General features: G+C 56.8%; 11 protein-coding genes. 8 read left to right on the top strand and 3 right to left on the bottom strand.

From position 1 onward, the window contains the following. Window positions 1–448: 448 nt before the first annotated feature. The 6 genes from B7L15_RS14570 (at window position 449) to B7L15_RS14545 (ending at window position 7,043) form a co-directional block, all read left to right on the top strand. A complete protein-coding gene (locus tag B7L15_RS14570) occupies window positions 449–2,218 on the top strand; it encodes a type I secretion system permease/ATPase (protein WP_085919668.1) in 1,770 nt (589 codons plus the stop codon). Beyond that, window positions 2,215–3,555 carry an HlyD family type I secretion periplasmic adaptor subunit gene (locus B7L15_RS14565; RefSeq protein WP_085919667.1) on the top strand — a complete coding sequence of 447 codons (1,341 nt, stop codon included), beginning with the start codon at window positions 2,215–2,217 and terminating at the stop codon, window positions 3,553–3,555. Before B7L15_RS14570 ends, B7L15_RS14565 begins: the two co-directional genes overlap by 4 nt. 379 nt (window positions 3,556–3,934) lie before the next feature. Continuing rightward, window positions 3,935–5,242: an ATP-grasp domain-containing protein gene (locus B7L15_RS14560; protein ID WP_066314588.1), complete on the top strand. Its 1,308-nt coding sequence runs from the start codon at window positions 3,935–3,937 to the stop codon at window positions 5,240–5,242. Between the two features lie 217 nt (window positions 5,243–5,459). Then, complete coding sequence (locus B7L15_RS14555) at window positions 5,460–5,813, top strand: CidA/LrgA family protein (RefSeq protein ID WP_085919666.1); 354 nt, start codon at window positions 5,460–5,462, stop codon at window positions 5,811–5,813. 3 nt (window positions 5,814–5,816) lie between these two features. Further along, on the top strand, window positions 5,817–6,536 hold the full coding sequence (locus B7L15_RS14550) for an LrgB family protein (protein ID WP_085919665.1): 720 nt from the start codon (window positions 5,817–5,819) through the stop codon (window positions 6,534–6,536). 30 nt (window positions 6,537–6,566) lie between these two features. Continuing rightward, window positions 6,567–7,043: a LabA-like NYN domain-containing protein gene (locus tag B7L15_RS14545; RefSeq protein WP_085919664.1), complete on the top strand. Its 477-nt coding sequence runs from the start codon at window positions 6,567–6,569 to the stop codon at window positions 7,041–7,043. 27 nt (window positions 7,044–7,070) lie between these two features. Here the strand turns inward: B7L15_RS14545 and B7L15_RS14540 are convergent, their stop codons facing one another. The 3 genes from B7L15_RS14540 to B7L15_RS14530 are packed head-to-tail and all read right to left on the bottom strand — an operon-like array spanning window position 7,071 to window position 10,173. After that, window positions 7,071–8,111, bottom strand: coding sequence for an ABC transporter substrate-binding protein (locus B7L15_RS14540; RefSeq protein ID WP_085919663.1), 1,041 nt, complete (start codon window positions 8,109–8,111; stop codon window positions 7,071–7,073). Continuing rightward, window positions 8,111–9,508, bottom strand: a complete 1,398-nt coding sequence (locus B7L15_RS14535) for a sensor histidine kinase N-terminal domain-containing protein (protein WP_085919662.1) — start codon at window positions 9,506–9,508, stop codon at window positions 8,111–8,113. Before B7L15_RS14535 ends, B7L15_RS14540 begins: the two co-directional genes overlap by 1 nt. Then, a complete protein-coding gene (locus tag B7L15_RS14530) occupies window positions 9,505–10,173 on the bottom strand; it encodes a response regulator (RefSeq protein WP_085919661.1) in 669 nt (222 codons plus the stop codon). Before B7L15_RS14530 ends, B7L15_RS14535 begins: the two co-directional genes overlap by 4 nt. 139 nt (window positions 10,174–10,312) lie before the next feature. Between B7L15_RS14530 and B7L15_RS14525 the strand changes: the two genes are divergently transcribed. Together B7L15_RS14525 and B7L15_RS14520 are read left to right on the top strand one after the other, a co-directional pair. Continuing rightward, complete coding sequence (locus B7L15_RS14525; protein ID WP_085919660.1) at window positions 10,313–11,305, top strand: Bug family tripartite tricarboxylate transporter substrate binding protein; 993 nt, start codon at window positions 10,313–10,315, stop codon at window positions 11,303–11,305. Next, window positions 11,302–11,751 carry a tripartite tricarboxylate transporter TctB family protein gene (locus B7L15_RS14520; RefSeq protein WP_085919659.1) on the top strand — a complete coding sequence of 150 codons (450 nt, stop codon included), beginning with the start codon at window positions 11,302–11,304 and terminating at the stop codon, window positions 11,749–11,751. The genes B7L15_RS14525 and B7L15_RS14520 overlap by 4 nt, the downstream gene beginning before the upstream one ends. The last annotated feature ends 5 nt before the right edge of the window (window positions 11,752–11,756 follow it).

Here is an 11,756-nt window from a genome sequence, read left to right as displayed (position 1 = left end):
GGGCTTTACCGGGTAGCAAGGCAGGTCAAAAAGGGGATCTATGTATCCAAATGTTACAAAACGTCAAAATTTATTAGCCATAAAAACCATTTAAAACAACATATTAAATGAAAACACCTAAATTCAGACACCGCTGATCGACAAAATAGTGACAAACAAAATAAGCGGATTTGATTATAAAAATAGCCACCAAAGCTAAAAGGAAATGCTGAAGCAAAAAACACTAATCAGGAGTTATCCCATCAAATAAAACGAAAAAAATAGCAACGTCTGTTTAAAAGCAAGCTGATACGCTGAATAACACAAAGAAACAATATAGTTACAAAAAGAAGTGACGCCGCAGAACCTAATGGCGCCCCGTTAACGACCGGCAAGATGACTCTTAAAAGGTGAATGCGATGGCTCGGCAGTCAGCATACTTTTCACTACCTCGCTCTGGAGCTTGGCCATGTTGAATTCTCGCGAAGGGTCCGACCTGCAGAAAGTACTTGGCACCTGCCGACGCAGCTTTATCTATGTAGGCACATTCAGCTTCTTCATCAACTTGCTGATGCTGGTTCCTCCGCTCTACATGCTGCAGGTCTACGACCGGGTCATTACTACACGCAGTCAGGAAACGCTGCTGATGCTGACCCTGGTAGTCGTGTTCCTGTTTATGGTGATGGGCGGACTGGAACTCATGCGCTCTCGCATATTGGTGAGAATCGGCAACAAACTCGACGTGCAGATCAGCCAGCGACTGTATGCCGCCATGTTCAAACGCTCCCTGATGATGCCCGGCAAGCCCTCGGCCCAACCATTGAATGACCTGACGACGCTGCGCCAATTCCTGTCCGGCAACGGACTTTTCGCTTTCTTCGATGCGCCCTGGGTGCCCATCTATATCGGCGTGCTCGCGCTGTTTCATCCGTGGTTCGGACTTTTTGCCCTGGGGGCGGGGATCATTCTGACAATCCTTGCCATCATCAACGAAGCCATCACTAAATCACTGCTGAACGATGCCAACAGTCAGCACGTCATGTCCCAGGACCTGGCCAACAGCAACCTGAGAAACGCCGAGGTGCTCCACGCCATGGGCATGCTGCCCGGCATCATGGGCCGCTGGAGCGCGCGCCATCGCGAATACCTCGTGCTGCAGTCAAAAGCCAGCGACCGGGCAGGCCTGATTACCAACACTTCCAAGGTCCTCAGGCTGATGTTTCAGTCATTGATTCTCGGGCTCGGGGCGTTCCTGGTACTGGCAGGCGACCTGACGCCCGGCATGATGATTGCCGGCTCCATCCTTATGGGCCGCGCGCTGGCCCCTATCGATCAGATGATCAATGGTTGGAAGGGCTTCTCGGGTGCGCGTACCGCCAAGGGCCGCCTTGAGGAGCTGTTGGCCACCATCCCGGCCGAAGAGCCGCGCATGCCGCTCCCCAATCCCAAGGGGCGCCTCGTATTCGAAGGTGTTAACGCCGCACCGCCGGGGCAAAAACTGCCTACCCTGCGCGGTATCAACCTTTCCGTTGCCAAGGGTGAGCATCTGGCCGTCGTGGGGCCCAGCGCTTCCGGCAAGTCGACGCTTGCGCGTGTGGCACTGGGCATCTGGCCAAGCCAGGTGGGCTGTGTGCGCCTGGACGGGGCCGACATCACCCAGTGGAACCGAACGGCACTGGGGCCGCATATCGGCTACCTGCCTCAGGATATCGAGCTGTTTGATGGCAGCATCGCGGAAAACATTGCCCGCTTTGAGGAGGTCGACCCTCAAGCGGTCGTGCTGGCTGCTCAGCGAGCCGGCGTACACGACATGATTCTCGAACAGCCGAACGGTTATGACACCTGGCTCTCCCATGGCGGCAACGCCCTTTCCGCAGGCCAGCGACAGCGCATCGGCATGGCGCGAGCGCTATACGGAAAGCCCGTTCTGCTGGTGCTCGACGAGCCGGACGCCAACCTGGACGAAGCCGGCGAGCAATCCCTGGCAGATTGCATGGTACGGCTGCGTCAGGAGGGCACCACCGCACTGATCATTACCCACCGGCCTGGCCTGCTCAAGAATGTCGATAGGGTGTTGGTGCTCAAAGAAGGGCAGATAGCGTCGCTCAAGCCGCCCACCAAAATGGCACCTGTTACTCGCATGACGGCGGATGGCGGACGCCCAGTGACCCCCCAGCGCGTGGCCTCACTGAAGCCTAGCGCAAGAGGCCGCAATGGCGGCGAGGATACCCAGTCATGAACATGAAAAAAACCCAAGGGCCCGGCCCGGCGCCAGGCAAAGACAACGAGCTGCCCCTCGAAGATACGCGCTACCGCCGACTGGGCGTTGCCATCTTGATACTGGCGATTGGCGGCTTCGGAAGTTGGTCGGTGTTCGCCAATCTCGCGGTCTCGGTGGTGGCGCCCGGCTCCGTCTCGGTGGAAAGTTTCACCAAAACCATCCAGCACCTGGAGGGCGGTATTGTCAAAAGCATTCAGGTCGAAGACGGCGACCATGTCGAAGCCGGGGATGTCCTGATCGTACTGGATGATACCCAGGCACGCTCCCAACTGCGGGTTACCCGCTCCGATTATCTGATCAGCCGCGCGACGGAAGTGCGGCTGCTCGCTGAACTCAGTGACGCCGACACCCTTCGCTTTCCTGAAGAATTAACCTCCTCCGATCACCCTCGAGTGAAAGAGGTACTCGAAGTACAACAACGCCTGTTTGTGTCACGACGCGATTCACTCACCGGCACGCTGGCCTCCCTGGATGAGCAGATCGTGCAAATGAACGAACAGATCGACGGTTTAACCAACACTCAGCGTATCAATCAACAACGCATCAACTCACTTAACGGTGATGTTGGCAATCACCGTAAACTGTTTCAAAAAGGCATGATAAGCAGCCAGCGAATGCACGAACTGGAGCGTGAGAGTCTTGAGTACCAGAGCATCAATGCCCAGCATGCCTCCGAAGTCGCCCGGCTGCATTCCCAGATCAGCGAGAACGCGCTGAAAAAGCAGGTGCGACTGCAGGAGTTTCAGCAGCAGGTGGGCGAGGCTCTACGTCAAACTCAGGCCGAAGTCGCCGACGCCGAGGAAAGGCTAACCGCCCTGATGGATAAGGTAGACCGCACCGAGGTATTGGCACCGGTTTCGGGAACGGTGGTCGGGCTAAAAGTGCACACCTTGGGCGGCGTTATCCGTTCGGGTGATCCACTGCTCGATATTGTGCCCACCGATGTCGGTTTCATTGTGGAAGCCAAGGTACCGGACCACGATGTTGACCACCTTTATATAGGCCAGCCTGCCGAGATCCGTTTCAGCGCTTTCAACCAGCGCCTGTCAAACGTCATTGACGGCGAGGTGGTTCACGTCAGTGCCAACAGCTTTGAAGACGAAGCGACACGAGCCCGCTATTACAAGGTGCGCCTACGCGTCACCACTGAAGGGCAAGAGAACATGACTGAAACCATGAAACTGCTCGCCGGCATGCCCGCTGAAGTGATGCTGCGTACTGGGGAAAGAAGCTTTTCCAGCTACCTGGCAAAACCCATTACGGACATGCTGGCCCGGGCCATGCGCGAGGATTGAAGTACTACACGACCATGCGGCATGACGGAATACGTCCTGCCGCCTCTCTTAATTTACAGGGCCGACGTTTTTAGAAGAACGCGCATGTTGTGAGCGCCTCCATCAGGCACCCTTGGCAACAAATCATTGCGGGCCCATCAGCCCCATTAACCTCTCCGAGCAGCAAGTAAACTTATACAACCTTTTTCCGGAAATACTACAATCAAATTGCCATCCACATGGGAATCGACTAGGTTAGGGTTAGAGTAGATGTGTTGAAAAGTTCCTACTGCTGACATGGTCGATCATCTCTAAACAACACTGACTGCGTCTTGCTTCATCTTGTACACCCCTATGTTGTCGCAGTCTGTCTCGGTTAACCCGCAAAGGAGAACATCGAATGTCGATAACATCAGAAAAGCAGTTACCCGAATCGGTAACCGCTTGGCGCGACCCGGAAATGGATTCGGTTAAAGGTACCGAGACCCCGAAGGACCCTAACAAGGGCTACATCGCCCTGCTCGGCTGGAGTGTCAACGCGATCAAGGCGGCGCAAAAATTTGACCGCCGTTATGTCGTGGTGGCCCCGGAATGGGCCGAAGATTTCTGCACCGCTAACAATATCCCCTTCATCGCCTGGGATTTTATCCGGCTGAATGACCGGTCCATGGAAATCGCCGAAAGGCTGAAAGCCGAAGGCGTCGACGTTGCGATCCCACTGTTTGAAGAAACCGTTGAGTGGTCCGGTGCGATAAACTCTGTCCTCCTGGACAGTCCACGCATGTATGGGCAATCCATCCTGTTCCGCGACAAGGCCCTCATGAAACGCCGTGCTCAGCTTGGCGGTATTCGCGTGGGGATTTTCGAGGAAGCCCACGAGAAAGAAGACGTTATTCGCTTCATGAAGCGCGTCAACCAGACACTGCTCAAGCTCGATGGTGACCCGGACGACCCGATTCACGTCAAGGCATTCGATAAAGCTGGCTGCCTCGGCCACCGCATGATCCGTACGGTGGAAGAAATTGAACACATTCCCGACGAAGAATATCCGCTGCTGATGGAAAGCCACCTGAGCGGCTGGGAATTTGCGGTGGAAGCCTGGATACACGATGGCAAGATCCAGTTCCTCAACATCTCGGAATACGTGACGCTGGGCTATTCGGTCTTCGTGCCCGCCACGCAAGAACTCGAAAGCTGGCGCAACGCGATTACCAAGCAGATCGAATTGCTGATTAAAACGTTCGACATCCAGTTCGGCCTGATTCACCCCGAGTACTTCGTCACCGCTGACGGCGAGATGTACTTTGGCGAGGTTGCCTATCGTCCGCCCGGCTTCAAGGCGTTCGAGCTTATCGAAAAAGCCTACGGGTTCAATGCGTACCAGGCCTCAATGCTGGTGTTCGACCCGAAAAGTACTAAAGAGGAAGTGGCCGCCTTCTTCCCACGCGAGGTGGTCGACGCGAAAGGCTACGCAGGCTGCTTCGGTGTGTACCCAAGGCGCCGCGTGGTCAGCAAGCTGGAGATGCCCAAAGAAACGATCGAGCATCCCTATTTCGAGTCCCATGAACTGGTCGCGCCGACGGAAGAGACCGTGCCAGACCGGTCGGCCTTCGGGACGCACTGGGGCCTGCTCTTCTTCTTTGGCGACGATCCCATCAAGATGCGGGATCTACTGAAAGCGCAGGAGGATCTGGACTTCTACGTCTAGCGTTCCTTTAACGCCATATGTATCACGATGGGCGCGTCTATCAGTCTCTGGAATACTCAAATTCCTGACGCTGGTAGGCGCGCCCTACGTTTTGTCCGTCATCACATAGCATGTATCAACACTATTCCTGAGTATCAACACTATCCCTGATATGGTGAACTCGCCACAGGGACATACAACGCTTGACCCTTTCCGAACAACTGGCGAGGTCATCCATATGGTTAAGGGTTTTTTGATACTGCTGATTTGCCAATTAATGGGCGAGTGGCTGATGGTATGGTTCGGCTGGCCAATTCCAGGCCCGGTAGCGGGAATGCTACTCCTGCTGATTGGGCTGATGTTCCATGGCCGCGTGCCCGATAGCCTGCGTTTACCTGCCGAGGGTTTGGTTCGGCATTTATCGCTGCTGTTTGTCCCGGCAGGCGTCGGTTTGATGCTATTTGCAGAGACACTCGCCCAGCAGTGGCTCACGATTCTGGCATCGCTGCTACTGAGCACCCTCATTACCTTGTCGCTAACCGGCTGGATGCTGCAGGCGTGGGAAAGACGTCAATACAAGCATAAGGAATAAGCGATGGAGCTCACCACTTTTTGGGTTTACTTCAACGCTCGGCCTTTGTTCTGGATTGTGATTACGCTGGGGGCTTACCTGTCAGCCAGCATGCTTAATCGTAAGGCAGGCGGCACTGCGCTGCTGCATCCGGTGCTGGTTGCGATGTTGATGATCATCCTGCTGCTGACCCTTAGCGGCACCGACTACGACACCTACTTTGAAGGGGCGCAGTTTATTCATTTTCTGCTGGGTCCCGCCACCGTGGCGCTGGCCGTGCCCCTTTATGACCACCGTGCACGTATCCGCCAAATGCTGCTGCCGTTGCTGGTCGTTTGCCTAAGCGGCAGCCTGACGGCCGTCGTGACCACCTTGCTGATTGGCCAGCTTTTTGGCGCCAGCGATGCGCTGTTGCTATCAATGGCCCCTAAATCGGTCACCTCTCCCATCGCCATTGGCATCTCGGAACAGATAGGCGGATTCCCATCACTATCCGCCGGTTTATCGTTGACCACCGGCGTGATGGGCTGCCTGCTAGCCCCGTTGGTATTTCGCGTTCTCAAGGTGCGTTCACATACGTCAAGCGGCTTCGCACTCGGCCTGGCCGCACACGGGTTCGGAACGGCCTATGCCATGCAACGCAACACCCTCGCGGGCGCCTTTGCCGGCCTGGCGATGGGCATGACGGGGATATTCAGCTCCGTGCTGATTCCGCTGATCAGCCAACTGTTCGGCTTGAACTGAATACCACTCACGGGATAAAAGTTATATTTTATGAAAAAAGTCGCCATATTTGTGGATATTCAAAACATCTATTACACGGTGCGATCAGCATACGGGAAAAACTTTGATTACAATAAGTTTTGGGCTCAAGCAACGACAGGAAGAGACGTTGTGAAAGCCGTTTGTTATGCCATCGACAAAGGCGATAAAAAACAACGCGAGTTTCAAACGATACTAAGGGCCATTGGGTTTGAAGTGAAGCTAAAGCCCTTCATTCAACGCTCGGACGGCTCCGCCAAGGGCGATTGGGATGTTGGCATTGCCCTTGATGCAATAGAGTACGCCGAACAGTCCGATATTATCGTGCTGGTAACCGGTGATGGGGACTTTGACCTACTCGTCAATAAAATCCGCACTCAACATGGTAAAACAGTTGAGGTTTACGGCGTCCCTCAGTTTACAGCCGCCTCACTGATAAACGAGGCAAATAGTTTTATACATATCGATAAAGAATTGCTGCTAGGTTAGCGTTAACAAAAACGGCATAACAGTGCATTAATCATCGCCGCGCTGATAGCGACTAAACTCACGCTGCCACCGTGCCATAAACGCATCCCGACGTAGGGCATCGACAAAGGCAAGCACCGAGGCGTTAAGGGTGATGGGATAGAGACGATCGCCGACCTGATCGCGCAAGCGTTGAGCGGTGTAAGGCCCGACCACATCTGGCCGCACGCTGAACAGCGGTGTTTGCGCCGCCAATACACGCTGACCATCCCGGCTGAGCAGAAAGTTCATAAAGGCTTGAGCTGCCCGCAGATTCGGCGCATCACGGTGGATGAACCCGGTTCGCATCATCACCAGGGCATAGTCCTGAGGTACCTGCACAATCACCTCGGGATTTTCCTGAGCCCACACCATGGCATAGGAACCCAGCAGGTTATAACCCAGCCAGTAGCGTCCCTCCGTCAGTCCCTCCAGCATCGAGCGGGTATTGGCTTCGAGCTCGGCGTCGGCATCCCCCAGTACCGTCACCAGATCCCAGAACCTGTCGGTATAACGGGCATCCTGCTGGAACAGGGTATAACCGATACCGCTTTCTGACGGGGAATAGGTGGTTACCTTACCCTGTAACACCTCACGCTGTTCGCTTAGCAGTGTGTGAAGGTCTGCATGCGTTTGCGGTGGCAGGATGTGGCGCGCTAGATCAAGCCGGTAAGCCATGACGATCGGCTCGAAGGTGAAGCCGAACAGCTCATTCCGCCATTTGGCCCAGTCGGGCCATTCACTGGCCTGTGCCGAATCCAGCTGTTGGGCATAGCCCTGGTTCACCCGGTTCATCTGCCAGGGCATGGCGGAGCTGATCACCACGTCGGGCGGTGGTTCCGCTGTCGCTATCAAGTCATTGACTTCCAATGTGGAACGATCACGGTAGATGAGCTCGATAGCGGGGTGGGCCTGCTCGAAAGCCGCCAAAAGAGGCGCGACGACCTGCCGATCCAAGGCGGCTTCCACCACCAGCGGCATCGCTTGCAAACGCTGAGAGGATGATAAAAAGACAACCAGCAGGGCCGTCGTCAGCCAAAGGCGGTGCATCAGGGTTCCCCTCTTATCGCCAGAAAGTGCAACTCAATCCGCAGCCCATGCGGTTGCCTCTCTTTGACCTGCAAATCGGCCTCATGGCGTTGCGCAATGGAATCCACAATCGCCAGACCGAGGCCTGACCCCTGCGTATCCTGGCGTCCGCCGCGTTCAAAGGGCTGAAACATCCGATGACGAACGTCGGGCTCCACCCCGGGGCCATTATCCTCGATATAGAGCATGATGTGATCGTCGCTGGCCTTGAGTCCCAGGGTAATCTCACTACCGGCGGGGGTATAGCGCAGCGCGTTGTCGATCAGGTTGCCCAGCAGCTCGCTGAGGGCCCAGGCTTGGCCCCGTATCATGGCAGGCCCGGCAGGCAGCTCGTCCAGCCCCAGGTCGTGGTTCATCGCCACCTCGCGCTGGGCCCATTCCAGCACGGTGTCATGGAGCGTCGTTTTCAGGTCGAGCGGCTTGAGCTCGTCAGCTTCTTCAATATGGCGCAGGCGCGCAAGGCTCAACAGCTGGCTGGCAAGGCGGCTGGTGCGTTTCGCCCCGTCGTGCACATCCGACAGGGCTCGATACCACTCATCAGGGTCGCGGCTATGCAGAGCCAGCTCGCTGGTACTCTGCAGGCCCGCTAGCGGGGTCTTGAGCTGATGGCTGGCGTCCGCCGTGAAGCGCAACAGGTTGTCGCGGCTCTCGCGCTGGCGGGTAAACAGCGTATCAAGCGCCTCGACCGTTTCACGCAATTCTTCCGGCACATTGCCATTGAGTGGCCGCGTGTCATCGGCGGTGCGTTGTCGCAATTGATGGCGCAACTGGCGCATCGGTTTCAATGCCACTCGCATTGCCAACAGCATCAGGATGCCTGCCAGCAGCACCATAGCGATAAATCGAATGACCGCTCGATCAAACAGCTCTTTTGCCAATGCCTGACGCCCACTGACCGTGTGCCCCACCCAGATCTGCACGGGATCCTGAATGTCCCATCCCGCCGAGTCGTATTCCCTCCCGTGCAACCGCCAGCGGGTACCCGCCTGCGTCAGATCAAGCCAGGTGGGCTCGATGGCCGCCTTGTCACGCCCTGCCCTGGGGATGGGGATATCGAGGTTGGCCGAGATACGTCGTCCGTCAGGGTCGAGCACGGCGTAGAAGACCCGTTCCTGATGAGAGGTTGCCAGAATTTGCAGGGCAGCGGGCGGAATCCTGACGACAGGTTCGCTGCCTTCCCATTGCACCGACTCGGCGGTCGTCAGTGCAGCCGCTTCAAGCTGACTGTCATAGGCGCGCTCGGCCGCGCGCTGGGTGGAATAATAAGCCTCCATCAGCAGTAGCGTACCGAGCCCCGAGACCATGACGAGCAGCCAGATAGCCAGACGCGCTTTTAGCGTGCCCTGAACGTGAATCACCTGGGCGCTTCCTCAAGGCGATAGCCCAGGCCACGAAAGGTTCGGATACGCAGACAGCTTCCTTGAAGTCGCTTGCGCAACCGACTCACGTAAACTTCCAGTGCGTTGGAGCCAACGTCCCCGAAGCTGAACACTCGCCCTTCAAGCATCTCACGCGGGGCGATATTGCCCGCGTGTAGCAGCAGCCCTTCAAGCAGGCGCAGCTCACGGCGGGGCAATTCAAGCACTGTGCCATCGAGTGTCGCGACGCCCGCCGTGGGATCCAGGCATAAAGGGCCGTATTTCAGTCGATTATCGCTGCGCTGCTGGCTGCGCCGTAGCAAGGCACGCACACGGGCTTCAAGCTCTGCCACCGAGAACGGCTTGGCAAGGTAGTCATCCGCACCCAGATCGAGACCGTGGACGCGATCGTCGATACCGTCCCGAGCCGTAAGGATCAGCACCGGTGTCCTGTCACCTCGCTCGCGTAATTCCCTCAGCAATTCAAGACCATCGCCATCAGGCAACCCCAGGTCGAGCAAAACAAGATCGAAAGCGTCATTTTGCAACGCCGTACGCGCCTCGCTGGCGCGCGTGAAGGCATCAACAGTATTGCTCAGACGAGCAAGCGCATTGTCCAGCGAGCGGGCGATCATCGGATCGTCTTCCACGATGATTAGGCGCATGTAACTAAAGTCTCAGAACAGTATTGGAAAGATGACAGGTTGGTGAAAGGTTGCCTGCCTAACATGGCGACTGTCATCTGGTATGACCGGGCTCGGACATTCCCCGCGCCCGACGACAACAAGAGAACAGGAGTTCGTCATGAAGATCAACCCAATCCTTCGCCGCGCCTCTGGCCTTGCCGTCCTAGGCAGTGCAATGTTGATGGGCCAGGCCCACGCTCAGACGATCCCGGAATCCACCGAGTGCATCGCGCCAGCCAAGCCCGGCGGTGGCTACGACCTGACCTGCCGCCTGGCCGCCAACGGCCTACAGGATACCGGCATGATCAACAAGCCGATGATGGTCAGCTACATGCCCGGTGGCATTGGCGCGGTGGCTTATAACCATGTCAACGGTGTACGTACCGATGACCCTGGCCTGATCGTTGCCGCCAGCACGGGTGCCGCCGTCAACTTGGCGCTTGGCAAGTTTGGCCAGTACGACGCTGATGAAGTCCGCTGGCTGGGCGCGCTCGGCGTCGACTATGGCGCGATCGTCGTCAGTGCCGATGCCCCTTGGGAAAATCTCGAAGAGCTGATGGCCGATCTCAAAGAAAATCCCAACGAGATTGCCTTCGGCGCTGGCGGAACCGTGGGCAGCCAGGACTGGATGAAGGCGGCCTTGATTGCCAAGTCCGGGGACATGTCACCGAGGGATCTGCGTTACGTGGCCTTCGAGGGTGGCGGCGAGGCCCTGGCGGCATTGCTCGGTGACCATATTCAAGTGTTCACCGGCGACCTCTCGGAACTCAAGTCTCAGCTTGAGAGCGGCAAGATCCGCGTACTGGCGTCACTTTCCGAAGAGCGGATGGGTGGCCCCTACGCCGACATCCCTACCGCGGCCGAGCAGGGCTACGACGTGGAATGGCCGATCTGGCGTGGCTATTACATGGGGCCGGAGGTCAGCGATGAAGCCTACCAGGCCTGGATCGAGCGCATGCAGGCACTGGCAGAAGACCCTGTCTTTGCTGAACTGCGTGAAGCGCGTGGTCTCTTCCCGATGTCACGCTTCGGTGACGACTTCGACAGCTACGTCAAGGAACAGGTTACCGAGTTCAAAGGGCTGGCCGAAGAAGTGGGTCTGACGCAATGAGCATCGCCGCCGACCGAGTATTGGGTATTGCCCTGATCGGTCTGGCGGCGTTTATCGCCGTTCAGGCCGTTCAGTTGGAGATACCTTTCAGCTATGAGCCCGTCGGCCCCAAGGCATTCCCGTTGGGGCTGTCGATTCTGCTGACCTTACTATCGCTGGTCATGATCTTAAGGCCCGGCGACAACGGTAGCTGGCCGCACAAGACACTGGCGCTCCGGTTGTTACTGGTGCTGGTTTTACTGCTGGTCTACGCCGTCTTGTTCAGACAGCTGGGGTTCATCGTCTCATCGATGCTGGTCGTCACCGCCCTGGCGCGGCTGTTTGATGCCACCTGGGGTAAGGCACTGATCACCGGCATTGTCATGTCGATTGTCGGCTATTTTCTGTTCACCGCCGCCCTCGGCATCAGTCTGCCTTCTGGCTACTTGTTCGCCAGCTTCATCTAAAGGAT

The sequence above is a fragment of the Halomonas sp. CSM-2 genome (assembly GCF_002119345.1).
GTDB lineage: Bacteria > Pseudomonadota > Gammaproteobacteria > Pseudomonadales > Halomonadaceae > Vreelandella > Vreelandella janggokensis.
This window is presented reverse-complemented; position numbering and strand designations above follow the sequence as displayed.

What these genes read in the sequence shown, in the direction of transcription:
- B7L15_RS14540 (WP_085919663.1), bottom strand. Translation starts at nt 8,111, where the DNA reads ATGCACCGCCTTTGGCTGACGACGGCCCTGCTGGTTGTCTTTTTATCA.
- B7L15_RS14545 (WP_085919664.1), top strand. Translation starts at nt 6,567, where the DNA reads ATGAAAAAAGTCGCCATATTTGTGGATATTCAAAACATCTATTACACG.
- B7L15_RS14565 (WP_085919667.1), top strand. Translation starts at nt 2,215, where the DNA reads ATGAACATGAAAAAAACCCAAGGGCCCGGCCCGGCGCCAGGCAAAGAC.
- B7L15_RS14570 (WP_085919668.1), top strand. Translation starts at nt 449, where the DNA reads ATGTTGAATTCTCGCGAAGGGTCCGACCTGCAGAAAGTACTTGGCACC.
- B7L15_RS14525 (WP_085919660.1), top strand. Translation starts at nt 10,313, where the DNA reads ATGAAGATCAACCCAATCCTTCGCCGCGCCTCTGGCCTTGCCGTCCTA.
- B7L15_RS14560 (WP_066314588.1), top strand. Translation starts at nt 3,935, where the DNA reads ATGTCGATAACATCAGAAAAGCAGTTACCCGAATCGGTAACCGCTTGG.
- B7L15_RS14520 (WP_085919659.1), top strand. Translation starts at nt 11,302, where the DNA reads ATGAGCATCGCCGCCGACCGAGTATTGGGTATTGCCCTGATCGGTCTG.
- B7L15_RS14555 (WP_085919666.1), top strand. Translation starts at nt 5,460, where the DNA reads ATGGTTAAGGGTTTTTTGATACTGCTGATTTGCCAATTAATGGGCGAG.
- B7L15_RS14530 (WP_085919661.1), bottom strand. Translation starts at nt 10,173, where the DNA reads ATGCGCCTAATCATCGTGGAAGACGATCCGATGATCGCCCGCTCGCTG.
- B7L15_RS14550 (WP_085919665.1), top strand. Translation starts at nt 5,817, where the DNA reads ATGGAGCTCACCACTTTTTGGGTTTACTTCAACGCTCGGCCTTTGTTC.